Origin of the sequence: Salmonella sp. SJTUF14076 (assembly GCF_015534835.1) — a bacterium.
Taxonomy (GTDB): Bacteria; Pseudomonadota; Gammaproteobacteria; order Enterobacterales; family Enterobacteriaceae; genus Salmonella; species Salmonella enterica.
Map to the genome: position 1 here is coordinate 2816472 of NZ_CP064674.1, position 14442 is coordinate 2830913.

The 14442-nt window shown below is 51.6% G+C and carries 18 protein-coding genes; 13 read left to right on the forward strand and 5 right to left on the reverse strand.

Translation table 11 applies throughout. The features are described from left to right. Window positions 1-273 precede the first annotated feature (273 nt). Genes HU143_RS13805 through rimJ form a run of 3 tightly spaced genes read right to left on the reverse strand, consistent with a single transcriptional unit; the run spans window position 274 to window position 2466 of the window. Complete coding sequence (locus HU143_RS13805) at window positions 274-1197, reverse strand: Gfo/Idh/MocA family protein (protein WP_023227262.1); 924 nt, start codon at window positions 1195-1197, stop codon at window positions 274-276. Window position 1198: 1 nt separating this feature from the next. Next, the gene (locus HU143_RS13810) at window positions 1199-1846 is read right to left on the reverse strand and encodes a YceH family protein (RefSeq protein WP_000873047.1); all 648 of its coding nucleotides are present in this window, start codon (window positions 1844-1846) and stop codon (window positions 1199-1201) included. A gap of 35 nt (window positions 1847-1881) precedes the next feature. Continuing rightward, on the reverse strand, window positions 1882-2466 hold the full coding sequence (rimJ, locus tag HU143_RS13815) for a ribosomal protein S5-alanine N-acetyltransferase (RefSeq protein ID WP_000468204.1): 585 nt from the start codon (window positions 2464-2466) through the stop codon (window positions 1882-1884). Between the two features lie 236 nt (window positions 2467-2702). On the opposite strand from rimJ, the gene mdtH reads away from it, so the two are divergent. From mdtH to HU143_RS13865, 10 genes are all read left to right on the forward strand, one after another. Beyond that, window positions 2703-3911, forward strand: coding sequence for a multidrug efflux MFS transporter MdtH (gene mdtH, locus HU143_RS13820; protein WP_023227263.1), 1209 nt, complete (start codon window positions 2703-2705; stop codon window positions 3909-3911). Window positions 3912-3974: 63 nt separating this feature from the next. Further along, window positions 3975-4622 (forward strand): glutaredoxin 2, encoded by a 648-nt coding sequence (grxB, locus tag HU143_RS13825; protein ID WP_000780893.1) that lies wholly within the window; start codon window positions 3975-3977, stop codon window positions 4620-4622. Window positions 4623-4746: 124 nt separating this feature from the next. Continuing rightward, a complete protein-coding gene (locus tag HU143_RS13830; protein ID WP_000713057.1) occupies window positions 4747-5307 on the forward strand; it encodes a lipoprotein in 561 nt (186 codons plus the stop codon). 103 nt (window positions 5308-5410) lie between these two features. Continuing rightward, window positions 5411-6457 (forward strand): dihydroorotase, encoded by a 1047-nt coding sequence (gene pyrC / locus HU143_RS13835; RefSeq protein WP_000126587.1) that lies wholly within the window; start codon window positions 5411-5413, stop codon window positions 6455-6457. A 73-nt stretch (window positions 6458-6530) separates the two neighbouring features. Beyond that, window positions 6531-6776, forward strand: a complete 246-nt coding sequence (gene dinI, locus HU143_RS13840; protein ID WP_001217763.1) for a DNA damage-inducible protein I — start codon at window positions 6531-6533, stop codon at window positions 6774-6776. A gap of 289 nt (window positions 6777-7065) precedes the next feature. Beyond that, the gene (bssS, locus tag HU143_RS13845; protein WP_000414441.1) at window positions 7066-7320 is read left to right on the forward strand and encodes a biofilm formation regulator BssS; all 255 of its coding nucleotides are present in this window, start codon (window positions 7066-7068) and stop codon (window positions 7318-7320) included. 112 nt (window positions 7321-7432) lie between these two features. Next, window positions 7433-8551, forward strand: a complete 1119-nt coding sequence (gene solA / locus HU143_RS13850) for an N-methyl-L-tryptophan oxidase (protein ID WP_023227756.1) — start codon at window positions 7433-7435, stop codon at window positions 8549-8551. 40 nt (window positions 8552-8591) lie between these two features. After that, a complete protein-coding gene (locus HU143_RS13855; protein ID WP_001253282.1) occupies window positions 8592-8705 on the forward strand; it encodes a YceO family protein in 114 nt (37 codons plus the stop codon). A 262-nt stretch (window positions 8706-8967) separates the two neighbouring features. Next, the gene (locus HU143_RS13860) at window positions 8968-9540 is read left to right on the forward strand and encodes a cytochrome b (RefSeq protein WP_001159780.1); all 573 of its coding nucleotides are present in this window, start codon (window positions 8968-8970) and stop codon (window positions 9538-9540) included. Then, a complete protein-coding gene (locus tag HU143_RS13865) occupies window positions 9537-10112 on the forward strand; it encodes a YceI family protein (protein ID WP_000739886.1) in 576 nt (191 codons plus the stop codon). The genes HU143_RS13860 and HU143_RS13865 overlap by 4 nt, the downstream gene beginning before the upstream one ends. A gap of 51 nt (window positions 10113-10163) precedes the next feature. On the opposite strand, the gene HU143_RS13870 is transcribed toward HU143_RS13865, so the two are convergent. Beyond that, entirely contained in the window at window positions 10164-11216 is a 1053-nt protein-coding gene (locus HU143_RS13870; protein WP_023227755.1) for a rhodanese-related sulfurtransferase, read from the reverse strand. A gap of 219 nt (window positions 11217-11435) precedes the next feature. On the opposite strand from HU143_RS13870, the gene HU143_RS13875 reads away from it, so the two are divergent. The 3 genes from HU143_RS13875 to HU143_RS13885 all read left to right on the forward strand — a co-directional run bounded on the left by HU143_RS13875 (window position 11436) and on the right by HU143_RS13885 (window position 14181). Next, a complete protein-coding gene (locus HU143_RS13875) occupies window positions 11436-12356 on the forward strand; it encodes a Kdo(2)-lipid IV(A) acyltransferase (RefSeq protein ID WP_000163973.1) in 921 nt (306 codons plus the stop codon). Window positions 12357-12510: 154 nt separating this feature from the next. After that, a complete protein-coding gene (gene mdtG / locus HU143_RS13880) occupies window positions 12511-13725 on the forward strand; it encodes a multidrug efflux MFS transporter MdtG (protein ID WP_000075053.1) in 1215 nt (404 codons plus the stop codon). Window positions 13726-13806: 81 nt separating this feature from the next. Further along, the gene (locus HU143_RS13885) at window positions 13807-14181 is read left to right on the forward strand and encodes a MysB family protein (RefSeq protein WP_000180050.1); all 375 of its coding nucleotides are present in this window, start codon (window positions 13807-13809) and stop codon (window positions 14179-14181) included. Here the strand turns inward: HU143_RS13885 and HU143_RS13890 are convergent, their stop codons facing one another. Beyond that, window positions 14182-14409, reverse strand: a complete 228-nt coding sequence (locus tag HU143_RS13890; RefSeq protein WP_001217832.1) for a YceK/YidQ family lipoprotein — start codon at window positions 14407-14409, stop codon at window positions 14182-14184. Window positions 14410-14442: the final 33 nt, after the last annotated feature.

Consider the following 14442-nt stretch of genomic DNA (forward strand, 5'->3'; position numbering starts at 1 on the left):
CTCCTGCATGGCTGATCCATCGACCGGATAACGCAACTTCTGCCGTATCCGGCTGTATCACCGCGCCTGACGGCGACGTCAAAACGTCTTATCAGGCCTTACAGACTCCCCACGGTTTGCCATTATTCACTGTGAAAAGAGGTATTATGTAGAGTGGGCATATATACCCGCCATACTTCGAGCTGCATGTGCGTTAGCTTTTCTGCAACTCGAATTATTGAGGGTATAGTACCTGGATTACGATGAATTACTACCGCCAGATGTTACAGAGGATTATTCGCTGATGGCGTCCCGCCACAGCGCCTCCACGACGCGCTGGGCCAAAATCGCCTGCTCCCCCGCCGTTTCCGGAACCGTCTGATTTTGTACGCAGTCAATGAAATGCCGCACGCATCCGACAAAACCACGCTGCTCAAGCGTTGTTTGCCAACCCGGAATGGGTTTGATGAGAATACCCTGCCCGCGCTCTTCGCGCCATTCACGCATATCCGTCACGTCATACAGCCCGCCTTCGGTGACGGCCTGGACCGATTCACGCTGACTTCCGGCGCGCCGGTGCATACTGGTGGTAATTTGTAATTTGTCGGCGGAAAAATGATGTTCCGCATAGCACATTTCGCCGGACTCGCTGGTGAGCAACGTGCCGCTGGCAAGGCGCGCCTCGCCGCCCGCCAGCCACAGAGCGGTATCCACGACATGCAGATAGTCATCGAGCAAAGTAAAACGTAAGTCGTGCGGCCCGATGCTATCGGTACGATGTTTATCCATACGCAGTGACGCCGCAGTACCGAGGCGCGTCTTCAGTTCGCGGTACAGCGGCGCGAAACGGCGATTAAAGCCAACCATCAGCGTCAATTTTTTTTGCGCCGCCAGCGCCACCAGTCGTTCGGCATCACGTAGATTTTCCGCCAGCGGTTTATCTACGCAGACATGGACGCCGGCATTGAGAAGTTCGCTGACCACGGCATAATGGCTTGCGGTACTGGAGTGGACGAAGACCACATCGCAGCCGGACGCTAAATTCGCCAGCGAATCCACATACGGTATGCGCCAGCTTTCGCAAATACGTAAGGCTTTATCCCGCGAAGGAGACCAGGCGCCCTGTAACGTCCATCCGGCGGTGTTGGTTAATACCGGCAGCCAGGCCTTCTGCGCAATACCGCCTAACCCGACAATGCCAATCCGTAATGTTCTCACATTACTCTCCCAGGTGAGCTAACAAAGAATCCAGCCGCTGCTTTAACTCCGCCACTTCGCTTTCCAGCGCTTCGACGCGCGACTGAAGATCGCCCGACGCACTTTCCGGCGCAGACGTCTGGAGAGACAGTTCATCGACGTCGCCGCAAAAAAGGTGCATATAGCGGCTTTCGCGCTTACCCGGTTCACGCGCCAGACGGACGACATACGGGCCGTCCTCACGACTGGCAAGCCGTTCCAGCGTGGATTCAACTTCCGCCATATCGCTGAATTCATGCATCCGCGACGCCCGGCTACGCAACTCGCCGGGCGTTTGCGCGCCGCGCAGCAGCAGCGTAGTGACGAGCGCCACTTCCGCCGCGCTAAGTTTCAGATCGCCAAATTCGGAATTACAGAAGCGCTGTTCATATTTGGTGACGCGGTTGCCAAACCCGCTGACCGTACGCAAAAAGTGGCGTTTCACCAGGTTATCGAGCTGTTCCTGCACCTCTTGTTCCGTCAGGTTCATCACCGGTTCACGGTTGGTTTTCTGATTACAGGCTGTCACCACCCCGTTGACGGAAAGCGGATACTGTTCCGGCGTTGTCACCTGCTTTTCCAGCAGACAGCCAATCACTCGCGCTTCAGTGGCGGTTAATTCATATTTCATCGTTTTCTCCCTTTGCCTCTCATTCCGTAAGCCGCTCAACGCCCCGGCGTCCATAACGGCGTGGTTAACGCCGTCAGGACATGGTCGCGCCATTGTCCATCAATCAACAGGTAATCTTTCGCATAGCCTTCTTTTTCAAAGCCAAGCCGCGCCAGCAACGCGCCGCTACGTTTGTTGTGCGGCATATAGTTCGCCATGATACGGTGGATATGCTGAGTGCGCTGCATATAGCGAATCGCAGCGGTTAAGGCTTCAAACATCAGCCCTTGCCCCTGCCACTTCTGCGCAATGGAATAGCCCAGATAACAGGCATGAAAAGAACCGCGCACCACATTGGAAAAATTCGCCACGCCGATAATTTCTTTTTCTTCCGGATCAAGTAGCGCGAAATAGAAGGCGGAGCCCTGTTTGTGAAATTCACCGATCATTCCCAGACGCGCCTGCCATCCTGAAGGATAACAATGACTTTCATCACGGACCGGTTCCCAGGGTTTTAAAAAATGACGATTTTCCGCGTAATAATCGGCCAGACGCCAGGCATCACGCTCATGCACTAAACGTACCACCAGACGATCGGTGGTTAAGCGCACTTTTGGCACGTTACTACGATAGCCAAACATTCTATACCTACTCCTTCCTGTAACGTCTTCAGCACGCCAGTAACATTACTATACCTGCGCAACCAGGCTCTGTGAAAAGCGCAAATCGTCATTTTTTGAATTGCTGCCACATTTTGATGAAAACTCTCGATTAAAAAGGACTTTTGATAAAAAAATATTGTCCCGCTAACGGTAGGAAAAAACGAAACGCCGCCGCAGAATAGAAGACGCTCATCTTTTATTTCCCGGGAGGGGAAATGTCGCGCGTCTCGCAGGCGAGGAACCTGGGTAAATATTTTCTTCTCATCGATAACATGTTAGTGGTGCTGGGTTTTTTCGTCGTCTTCCCGCTCATCTCTATTCGTTTTGTCGATCAAATGGGGTGGGCTGCCGTAATGGTAGGGATCGCGCTCGGCCTGCGTCAGTTTATTCAACAAGGTCTGGGCATTTTTGGCGGCGCCATCGCCGATCGCTTTGGCGCGAAACCGATGATTGTCACCGGTATGCTGATGCGCGCCGCAGGCTTTGCCACCATGGGTATCGCGCATGAGCCCTGGCTCTTGTGGTTTTCCTGCTTTCTTTCCGGTCTCGGCGGTACGCTTTTCGACCCGCCGCGTTCAGCGCTGGTGGTCAAATTAATTCGTCCGGAGCAACGGGGCCGCTTCTTCTCTCTGTTGATGATGCAGGACAGCGCGGGTGCGGTGATTGGCGCGCTGCTGGGAAGCTGGTTGCTACAATACGATTTTCGCCTGGTCTGCGCGACGGGCGCTATTTTGTTCATATTATGCGCCCTTTTCAACGCATGGCTGCTTCCGGCCTGGAAGCTATCAACGGTCAGAACGCCGGTGCGTGAAGGAATGCGCCGCGTCATGAGCGATAAAAGGTTTGTCACCTACGTGCTGACGCTGGCGGGCTACTATATGCTGGCGGTACAGGTCATGTTAATGCTGCCGATTATGGTAAACGATATCGCCGGTTCGCCTGCTGCCGTGAAATGGATGTACGCTATTGAGGCGTGTCTCTCGCTGACGTTGCTCTACCCGATTGCCCGCTGGAGCGAAAAGCGTTTTCGGCTGGAGCATCGGCTGATGGCCGGTTTGCTCGTCATGTCGCTGAGCATGCTCCCCATCGGGATAGTGGGCAATTTACAGCAGCTTTTTACGCTTATTTGCGCTTTCTACATCGGCTCGGTTATCGCCGAACCGGCGCGCGAAACGCTCAGCGCGTCGCTCGCGGACGCGAGGGCGCGGGGAAGCTATATGGGCTTTAGCCGTCTGGGATTAGCCATTGGCGGCGCGATTGGTTATATCGGCGGCGGCTGGTTGTTTGATATGGGGAAAGCGCTTGCGCAGCCTGAACTACCGTGGATGATGCTCGGTATTATCGGCTTTATCACCTTTTTGGCTTTAGGCTGGCAATTTAGTCATAAGCGCACGCCACGCCGGATGCTGGAACCCGGCGCCTGATTTGATACCTGTCGCTATCTCCTCCATACTGGTCAGGAACCGACAGTCAAATGGAGGAGAAACGTGAAGCTTTATATTTACGATCATTGCCCTTTCTGCGTTAAAGCCCGCATGATTTTCGGCCTGAAGAACATCCCCGTTGAACTTAACGTGTTACAAAATGACGACGAGGCGACGCCCACCCGGATGATTGGTCAAAAGATGGTGCCCATCCTGCAAAAAGATGATAGTCGCTACCTTCCTGAAAGTATGGATATTGTACATTATGTCGACAACCTCGACGGCAAACCGCTGTTAACCGGGAAACGTAATCCAGCCATTGAAGAGTGGTTGCGCAAAGTTAACGGTTACGTTAATCAGCTACTGCTGCCGCGATTTGCAAAATCCGCTTTCGATGAATTTTCTACCCCTGCGGCGCGCCAGTATTTTATCCGCAAAAAAGAAGCCTCATCTGGCAGTTTTGACAACCATCTTGCGCACTCTGCCGGACTGATTAAAAAGATCGGCGATGATTTACGTTTGCTGGATAAACTCATCGTACAGCCTAACGCCGTTAACGGCGAATTATCGGAAGATGATATTCATCTGTTTCCGCTTCTGCGTAATCTGACGCTGGTCGCCGGTATCCACTGGCCGACAAAAGTCGCGGACTATCGCGATAATATGGCGAAGCAGACGCAAATTAATTTACTCTCCTCAATGGCTATCTAACTCCCGCCAGGCGGCAACCCTTTCTTGCCGCCTTTTTCAGCTTTTTCTAGTGGCACCATGTCCGCTGGCGCGACATGCTGCTTTGTGTCAAGATTAGGGCACAGGCAACATGCTAAGGAACGCCATGAAAAAGTTTTTTTTTGCCGCTGCGCTGGTAGTTAGCGGCCTGTTAGTGGGTTGTAATCAACTTACGCAATACACCATTAGCGAACAAGAAATCAATCAAGCGCTTGAAAAACGGAATAATTTCTCAAAAGATATTGGTCTGCCCGGCATTGCCGACGCGCATATCGTATTGACTAACCTTGTCAGCCAGATTGGTCGGGAAGAACCTAATAAAGTCACCCTTACTGGCGATGCCAGGCTGGATATGAATTCCCTGTTTGGCAGTCAAAAAGCGACGATGAAACTCAAGCTAAAAGCCCTGCCGGTCTTTGATAAAGAAAAAGGCGCCATCTATCTTCAGGAGATGGAAGTAGTAGACGCCACCGTGACGCCGGAGAAAATGCAATCGGTGCTACAAACGCTCCTGCCCTATTTAAATCAGTCTTTACGTAGCTACTTTAACCAGCGGCCCGCTTACGTGTTGCGTGAGGACAGCAGTAAAGGCGAAGCGTTAGCGAAGAAACTCGCGAAAGGCATTGAAGTTAAACCTGGTGAAATCGTTATTCCTTTCACCAATTGATTTCGGAGGGCGCGCTCGCGCCCTTTTTTTACGTGCAAACGAAAACGTTTCCGCTTATCCTTTGTTTCCGGCAAAAAGACTATTCCTCAGCCGGAGCTTATTAATGACTGCACCATCCCAGGTTTTAAAGATCCGCCGCCCGGACGACTGGCACGTTCACCTTCGCGATGGCGACATGTTAAAAACGGTCGTACCCTATACCAGCGAAATTTATGGTCGCGCTATCGTGATGCCGAACCTGGCGTCCCCCATCACGACCGTTGATGCAGCGATCGCCTACCGCCAGCGTATTCTCGATGCGGTGCCCGCCGGGCATGATTTCACGCCGTTAATGACCTGCTATTTAACGGATTCGCTCGATGCCGATGAACTGGAGCGTGGTTTCCATGAAGGCGTGTTTACTGCGGCTAAGCTTTACCCGGCCAATGCCACCACTAACTCCAGTCATGGCGTAACGTCAGTCGACGCTATCATGCCGGTACTGGAGCGGATGGAAAAACTCGGAATGCCATTGCTGGTCCACGGTGAGGTGACCCATGCGGATGTTGATATCTTCGATCGCGAAGCGCGTTTTATCGACACCGTAATGGAACCGCTACGCCAGCGTCTGACCGCGCTTAAAGTGGTCTTTGAGCACATCACGACCAAAGATGCCGCGCAGTATGTACGTGACGGCAACGACTACCTGGCGGCTACCATTACGCCTCAACATTTAATGTTTAACCGTAATGATATGCTGGTCGGCGGCATTCGTCCTCACCTGTACTGTCTGCCGATTCTGAAACGCAATATTCACCAACAGGCGTTACGCGAACTGGTTGCCAGTGGTTTTACGCGCGCCTTCCTGGGGACGGATTCAGCGCCGCATTCACGTCATCGTAAAGAGACCAGTTGCGGCTGCGCCGGTTGTTTCAACGCCCCCTCCGCCCTTGGCAGTTATGCCGCCGTGTTTGAGGAAATGAACGCGCTGGCGCACTTTGAAGCGTTCTGTTCACTGAATGGCCCGCAATTCTATGGCCTGCCGGTGAATACGGGGTGGGTGGAACTGGTTCGCGATGAACAACAGGTACCGGAAAATATCGCGCTGGCTGATGATTCGCTGGTGCCTTTTTTAGCGGGTGAAACAGTACGCTGGTCAGTAAAAAAATAAAAAATGCGCTTACCTGTTGCTATATATTGGATTTAACTGTATATATATCCAGTATATTCAACAGGGGGCCATTATGCGTATTGAAGTCACTATAGCCAAAACGTCACCTCTGCCTGCCGGTGCGATTGATGCGCTGGCGGGCGAACTCTCCCGCCGTATTAGCCATCATTTTCCGGAGAATTTGGGTAACGTCACCGTGCGTTACGCTACCGCCAACAACTTGTCCGTCATTGGCGCATCAAAAGAGGACAAAGAACGCATTAGCGAGATTCTCCAGGAGACCTGGGAGAGCGCTGATGACTGGTTCATCAATGAATAAAAAATGATATGCAGTGATGTATGTTTGCCGGGTCGCCCCGGCTTTTTTATTTGCGCAACTGATGAATATTTCGCCTGACCGTCAAAATAATTGCACAACATCCTAAAAAAATATGAATGAACTGCCGCTTTATTGTTCATATAATTCTTAAAAAGAGAAATTTATCCTCCGGTCTCTTTAAAAACGCAGTGAATAGCCTTATTAATTGGTATACTGAAGTTGCTTCAGAAGAAAAACACGCATTGAACCTCGAGAACCGTTGTCTTATAACACGTACCAGGGGGGCATGATGGAAAAGAATAATGAAGTCATTCAGACCCATCCGCTTGTAGGATGGGACATCAGCACCGTCGATAGCTATGATGCGCTGATGCTGCGTTTACACTACCAGACCCCAAATCGTCCGGAACCGGAAGGGACTGAAGTTGGTCAAACGCTCTGGTTAACAACAGATGTAGCCAGGCAATTTATTTCAATATTAGAAGCCGGCATCGCCAAAATAGAATCAGGCGATTACCAGGAAAACGAGTATCGTCGCCATTAGCGTGACGCGCTCCCCCTCTCTCAGGCACCGTAAGGTGCCTCACTTATTTCTGGCTTGTATATCTCAGCGCAGTTATTTACCCTGAAATCATCGCGATAGCAGAGAGAAGCTGATGAAATACGACCTTATTATTATCGGCAGCGGTTCGGTTGGCGCCGCCGCTGGTTATTACGCCACCCGCGCCGGGCTAAAGGTCCTGATGACCGATGCGCATATGCCGCCTCATCAACAGGGCAGCCACCACGGCGATACCCGTCTTATCCGCCACGCTTATGGTGAAGGCGAAAAATATGTCCCGCTGGTGCTTCGCGCCCAGACGCTTTGGGATGAACTCTCCACACACAATGAAGAGCCTATTTTTGTCCGCTCCGGCGTCGTCAACCTCGGCCCGGCCGATTCCGCTTTCTTAGCCAACGTCGCACGAAGCGCGCAACAGTGGCAATTGAACGTCGAGCGCCTGGACGCGACGGCCCTCATGACGCGCTGGCCGGAAATTCGCGTGCCCGATAATTATATCGGGCTGTTTGAAGCTGACTCCGGTTTCCTGCGCAGCGAATTAGCCATTACCACATGGCTTCGTCTGGCCCGAGAAGCAGGCTGCGCACAGCTATTCAACAGCCCGGTAAGCCATATTCACCATGATGATAACGGTGTGACGATAGAGACGAGTGAAGGCTGCTACCACGCCAGCAAGGCGCTGATTAGCGCGGGCACCTGGGTCAAAGCGCTGGTACCGGAGCTGCCCGTTCAGCCCGTACGTAAAGTTTTTGCCTGGTTTAAGGCGGATGGACGTTACAGCACTAAAAACCGCTTTCCGGCCTTTACCGGCGAAATGCCCAACGGCGATCAATATTACGGTTTCCCGGCGGAGAACGACGAGTTAAAAATCGGCAAACACAATGGCGGACAGCGAATACAGGCTCAGGAAGAGCGCAAGCCCTTTGCCGCCGTTGCCAGCGATGGCGCGGAAGCATTTCCTTTCCTGCGTAACGTACTGCCGGGTATCGGCGGTTGTTTACATGGGGCGGCATGTACCTATGATAATTCGCCGGACGAGGATTTTATTATCGATACGCTGCCTGGTCATGAGAATACGCTTGTCATCACTGGACTCAGCGGACATGGTTTTAAATTCGCCCCCGTGTTAGGAGAAATCGCTGCAGATTTTGCGTTGGGAAAAACGCCCTCCTTTGATCTGACGCCGTTCCGGCTGTCCCGTTTTAGCCAATAATTTGTCGGCCCCGTAAAGGGGCTGTTTATTAAGGTAAGCTATGCGTCGTCTCTTTCATTTTCTGATGAATAATATTCGCGAACATTTCATGCTTTACGTTATTCTTTGGTCGCTGCTGGCGGTAATGGATATTGTTTATCTCCTTTTCTTCTGATTGCTTTTCATTGACGTTAACTGACACTTCCTGAAAGTTCCTCACTTTTTATTTCATAATGTTGAAGCACGGCAATAATGCCAACTCCTGCCGTTGTGCGGTTATCAGGGGGAAATATCTCGAAACTTCTGAAGCTGAACCGCAAACAACATCAAAATTATTGAAATAAAAATAAATATCATTCAAATTCTTATTTATAAGTTGCATTCGGCGCTTTTCCACGCCATTTTCATTCTCTCGTGAAATATTCATTGGTGTGTTTATGCAATTTAAAAATACTCCACAACGTTATGGCGTAGTTTCCGCCGCGCTCCACTGGCTGACCGCCCTGGTGGTCTATGGCATGTTTGCGTTGGGTTTATGGATGGTCACGCTCAGTTATTACGACGGCTGGTATCACCAGGCACCGGAAATACATAAAAGTATTGGCATATTACTGATGATGGCGCTGATCGTGCGTATTATCTGGCGGCATTATTCTCCGCCGCCCGTTGCGTTGACCAGCTATTCCCGTTTAACGCGCGCTGGCGCCGCCGCGGGTCATCTCCTCCTGTATCTCCTGCTCTTTGCGATAATCATTAGCGGCTACCTGATTTCCACCGCCGATGGTAAACCGATTAGCGTCTTTGGCTGGTTTGAGATTCCGGCCACGCTTACGGACGCGGGCGCGCAGGCTGACATCGCCGGAACGCTGCATCTGTGGTTTGCCTGGTCGCTGGTCATTATCTCGCTCTCGCATGGGGTTATGGCGCTAAAACACCATTTCATCGATAAAGACGACACACTGAAACGTATGACAGGAATGTCGTCATCTGACTATGGAGCTCAAAAATGAAAAAAAACCTGCTGGGATTCACCCTCGCATCCTTGTTATTCACGACCGGTTCCGCCGTGGCGGCGGAGTATAAAATTGATAAAGAAGGCCAACATGCGTTCGTCAATTTCCGCATCCAGCATCTGGGCTACAGCTGGCTGTACGGCACCTTTAAAGATTTCGACGGCACGTTCACTTTTGACGAAAAAAATCCGTCGGCAGACAAAGTGAACGTGACCATTAACACCAATAGCGTCGACACTAACCATGCCGAACGTGACAAACACCTGCGTAGCGCGGAATTTCTTAATGTTGCGAAATTCCCGCAGGCAACCTTCACCTCTACCAGCGTGAAAAAAGAGGGCGATGAACTAGATATTACCGGCAATCTGACGCTCAATGGCGTGACTAAACCGGTGACGCTGGAAGCGAAGCTGATGGGCCAGGGCGACGATCCGTGGGGCGGTAAGCGCGCGGGCTTTGAGGCCGAAGGAAAAATTAAGCTGAAGGATTTCAATATAACTACCGATCTCGGCCCGGCCTCACAAGAGGTTGAGCTTATCATCTCAGTAGAAGGCGTTCAGCAGAAGTAACGCCTGGCGAAATGCCGGATAGCGGCCTTTACGCGGCTATCCGGCAAAATATTACTCAGCCGGATCGGGAATGCTCAGTTTGCTATTAAGCCGACCACGCGATTTATTAAAAATTTTGTTGCCGTTCTCGCGACCCGCACGACGTCGGCGCTGTTCTTCCTCCGGCAAGGCCAACTCTTCACAGCATTGTTCACTACAGCAGCCGTTAAATTTACTGGCGCACTGCGGACACTGGATAAACAGCAGATGGCAACCGTCATTTTTGCAGTTGGTATGGCTGTCGCAGGACGCGCCGCACTGATGGCAATGCGCGATAACCTCATCCGAGATTCGTTCGCCCATTCGCTCATCAAATACAAAATTTTTGCCGATAAAGCGAACGGGAAGCCCCTGCTCGCGCGCGCGACGGGCGTATTCAATGATGCCACCCTCAATATGCCAGACTTTATTGAAACCGTTGTGTTTCATCCAGGCGCTGGCTTTCTCACAACGAATACCGCCGGTACAGTACATCACTATCTTTTTATCTGCATGTTCCCGCAGCATTTCAACCGCTTTTGGCAACTGTTCACGAAACGTATCCGCCGGGATTTCCAGAGCATTTTCGAAATGGCCAACTTCATACTCATAGTGGTTGCGCATATCAATAAAGACCGCATCAGGATCGTCCAGCATCTCATTCACATCTGCCGCCTTCAGATAATCGCCGACATTACTGGCGTCAAAACTCGGATCGTCAATACCGTCAGCAACGATACGGTCGCGAACTTTCATACGCAGCACCCAAAATGACTTTCCGTCATCCTCCAGCGCAATATTTAAACGCAGCCCGTCCAGCACGGGGTCGAACGTATAAAGCTGTTGACGAAACGTCTCGAGCTTGCTTTGCGGCACGCTGATTTGCGCATTGATGCCTTCATGCGCCAGGTAAACGCGACCAAAAACGTCCAACGCCGTAAACACCTGATACAACGCGTCCCGCGTCTGTTGCGGAGAGGCGATAGTGAAATATTTATAAAAAGAAATTGTCGTACGCGGCTCGCTTTCCGCCAGCATTTTGGCTTTCAGCTCGTCATTAGAGATGCGGTTGTGTAACACTGGCATGGTGTACGTATCCTGCAATCAGCAAAAAATAAAGTGGGCAGGCATGATAAGGCAAGTCTCGCCAATTTACATCCACACATTTTGCGCTACATTTCCTGCTTTACACTAAATAATTAACAACAATTGCCGATTTAATCGCCACTCTCCTGCTACATATTTTTGCTCAACGCAAAAAGATGCGAGAATACGGGGAATTGTTCGTTGAAAGACAGGATAGAAATGACGAAGTTGCCTAAGTTCTCCGTGGCCTTACTGCACCCGCGCTATTGGTTAACCTGGTTGGGTATAGGCGCGCTTTGGTTGGTCGTGCAACTCCCCTACCCGGTCATCTATAAATTGGGTTGCGCATTGGGCCACCTGGCGCGACGCGTAATGAAACGCCGCGCGAAAATCGCCTATCGCAACCTTGAATTATGCTTTCCGGAAATGAGCGCGCAGGAACGCCACACCATGGTGGTCAAAAACTTTGAATCCGTCGGTATGGGCGTGATGGAAACCGGCATGGCCTGGTTCTGGCCCGATCGGCGAGTGAACCGCTGGATGGAAGCGAGCGGTCTGGAGCATATCCGTGAAGTTAAGGCGCAGGGGCTGGGGTTCATTCTGGTAGGAATACATTTTCTTACCCTTGAGTTTGGCGCCCGCATGTTTGGTATGCATAACCCGGGGATCGGAGTTTATCGCCCGAATGATAATCCGTTGCTCGACTGGTTACAGACCTGGGGACGCTTACGCTCCAATAAATCGATGTTGGATCGCAAAGATCTGAAAGGCATGGTTAAAGCATTGAAAAGCGGCGAATTGATCTGGTATGCGCCGGATCACGATTATGGTCCGCGCGCCAGCGTTTTTGTACCATTATTCGCTGTCGACCAGGCTGCCACGACCTCCGGTACCTGGATGCTCGCGCGCATGTCTAAAGCCTGTATTATCCCCTTCGTGCCTCGCCGTAAACCCGATGGGAAAGGCTACGAACTGATCATTCTTCCTGCGGAATATTCGCCTCCGCTGGAGAGCGCAGAAGCGACTGCCGCGTGGATGAATAAAATTGTTGAGCAGTGCATTATGATGGCGCCAGAGCAGTATATGTGGCTGCATCGCCGCTTTAAAACTCGCCCTGAAGGCGTACCGTCGCGCTATTGACAGGATTGCAGCCGTCAGGCTGCAATTTTTCCCCTCTTTTAGCTTTAAAAGCTCCCCACATTGCGAGGCTGGTAAGGTCGGCGCATAATTATAATTAGTACGCTCATAATTAAATTGATGATAGCGCAAACCGCGCATCATACTGTGGAACGCTATGTCACCCTCTGATGTCCCCATAAACTGGAAACGCAATCTAACCGTTACCTGGCTGGGCTGTTTTTTAACCGGCGCGGCATTCAGCCTGGTCATGCCTTTTCTTCCTCTTTACGTTGAGCAACTCGGCGTAACAGGCCATAGCGCGCTCAACATGTGGTCCGGGCTGGTCTTTAGTATTACGTTCCTCTTTTCAGCTATCGCTTCCCCTTTTTGGGGCGGCCTGGCGGATCGTAAAGGGCGTAAGATCATGCTGTTGCGTTCCGCTCTCGGCATGGCCATTGTGATGCTGTTAATGGGCATGGCGCAAAATATCTGGCAATTTCTGATCCTCCGCGCGTTATTAGGCCTGTTGGGCGGATTTATTCCCAACGCCAATGCGCTCATCGCCACTCAGGTGCCGCGCCATAAAAGCGGCTGGGCGTTAGGGACGCTCTCTACTGGCGGCGTCAGCGGCGCTCTTCTTGGCCCACTTGCGGGCGGTCTGCTCGCCGACCATTACGGCCTTCGCCCGGTCTTTTTTATTACCGCCAGCGTTTTGTTTATCTGTTTTCTGCTTACCTTCTTTTTTATTCGCGAGAATTTCCTGCCGGTGAGCAAAAAAGAGATGCTTCACGTTCGGGAAGTGGTCGCCTCGTTAAAAAATCCCCGCCTGGTGTTAAGCCTGTTTGTCACCACGCTGATTATTCAGGTGGCGACGGGGTCTATTGCGCCCATCCTGACGCTCTATGTGCGCGAACTCGCGGGAAATGTCAGTAATATTGCGTTCATTAGCGGGATGATAGCGTCCGTTCCCGGCGTGGCGGCATTACTTAGCGCCCCCCGGCTCGGCAAGCTCGGCGACAGAATTGGCCCGGAAAAGATCCTTATCGTCGCGCTGATTATTTCCGTACTGCTGCTGATTCCAATGTCTTTTGTGCAAACGCCGTGGCAGCTCGCGCTATTGCGGTTTCTGCTTGGCGCGGCGGATGGCGCGCTGCTGCCAGCCGTTCAAACTCTGCTGGTTTACAACTCTACCAACCAGATAGCCGGGCGCATATTCAGTTACAACCAATCTTTCCGCGATATCGGCAACGTCACCGGCCCTCTCATGGGTGCCGCAATTTCCGCGAGCTATGGCTTCCGCGCCGTATTCTGCGTCACGGCAGGCGTGGTGTTGTTCAATGCTATCTATTCATGGAACAGCTTACGACGGCGCAGACTGGCAATAGAATAATTTTTGCGCTTTCATACTTGCAATATTACAGAATCAGCTATTCTTTCCCTAAATACCTCATCAAATCAAAGGGAGACACTGATGACCATGTATGCCACGCTGGAAGAAGCTATCGATGCAGCCCGGGAAGAATTTCTGGCTGACCATCCAGGCCTCGAACAAGACGAAGCGAATGTGCAGCAGTTCAACGTTCAGAAATATGTACTGCAGGATGGGGACATCATGTGGCAGGTCGAATTTTTCGCCGATGAAGGTGAAGATGGCGAATGTCTGCCGATGCTGAGTGGTGAAGCCGCACAGAGCGTGTTTGACGGCGATTATGATGAGATAGAGATCCGCCAGGAATGGCAGGAAGAGAATACTTTGCATGAATGGGATGAAGGGGAATTCCAGCTTGAACCCCCGCTTGATACCGAGGAAGGCCGTACTGCGGCAGACGAATGGGATGAGCGTTAATTACTCATAAGGCCCGTGGTGAATATCGAGAGGCAGTAGCAGTGTATCGAAGATCAGTGAGAAGGGCAGATCGAGGATAGTGATATAGCGCCATGCGGAATCACGCATATCCCACTGCACGCCAGGGTAATACTGGTTGCCGTGTCCTTGTCCGGGGATCGTTCTGCTGATAATACTGCCGCAGCCGCTCAGGGTAATCACCATTATGCTCACCGCGAATATACGCACCTGATACCTCATTTCACTATAAAAATACCGGCA

Bases quoted from the DNA above. Each gene is read 5' to 3' on its own strand.
- HU143_RS13870 (WP_023227755.1), bottom strand. From the start codon at position 11,216: ATGCCAGTGTTACACAACCGCATCTCTAATGACGAGCTGAAAGCCAAA.
- mdtH (WP_023227263.1), top strand. From the start codon at position 2,703: ATGTCGCGCGTCTCGCAGGCGAGGAACCTGGGTAAATATTTTCTTCTC.
- HU143_RS13855 (WP_001253282.1), top strand. From the start codon at position 8,592: ATGCGTCGTCTCTTTCATTTTCTGATGAATAATATTCGCGAACATTTC.
- HU143_RS13865 (WP_000739886.1), top strand. From the start codon at position 9,537: ATGAAAAAAAACCTGCTGGGATTCACCCTCGCATCCTTGTTATTCACG.
- HU143_RS13810 (WP_000873047.1), bottom strand. From the start codon at position 1,846: ATGAAATATGAATTAACCGCCACTGAAGCGCGAGTGATTGGCTGTCTG.
- rimJ (WP_000468204.1), bottom strand. From the start codon at position 2,466: ATGTTTGGCTATCGTAGTAACGTGCCAAAAGTGCGCTTAACCACCGAT.
- pyrC (WP_000126587.1), top strand. From the start codon at position 5,411: ATGACTGCACCATCCCAGGTTTTAAAGATCCGCCGCCCGGACGACTGG.
- mdtG (WP_000075053.1), top strand. From the start codon at position 12,511: ATGTCACCCTCTGATGTCCCCATAAACTGGAAACGCAATCTAACCGTT.
- solA (WP_023227756.1), top strand. From the start codon at position 7,433: ATGAAATACGACCTTATTATTATCGGCAGCGGTTCGGTTGGCGCCGCC.
- bssS (WP_000414441.1), top strand. From the start codon at position 7,066: ATGGAAAAGAATAATGAAGTCATTCAGACCCATCCGCTTGTAGGATGG.
- HU143_RS13875 (WP_000163973.1), top strand. From the start codon at position 11,436: ATGACGAAGTTGCCTAAGTTCTCCGTGGCCTTACTGCACCCGCGCTAT.
- HU143_RS13830 (WP_000713057.1), top strand. From the start codon at position 4,747: ATGAAAAAGTTTTTTTTTGCCGCTGCGCTGGTAGTTAGCGGCCTGTTA.
- dinI (WP_001217763.1), top strand. From the start codon at position 6,531: ATGCGTATTGAAGTCACTATAGCCAAAACGTCACCTCTGCCTGCCGGT.
- HU143_RS13860 (WP_001159780.1), top strand. From the start codon at position 8,968: ATGCAATTTAAAAATACTCCACAACGTTATGGCGTAGTTTCCGCCGCG.
- HU143_RS13885 (WP_000180050.1), top strand. From the start codon at position 13,807: ATGACCATGTATGCCACGCTGGAAGAAGCTATCGATGCAGCCCGGGAA.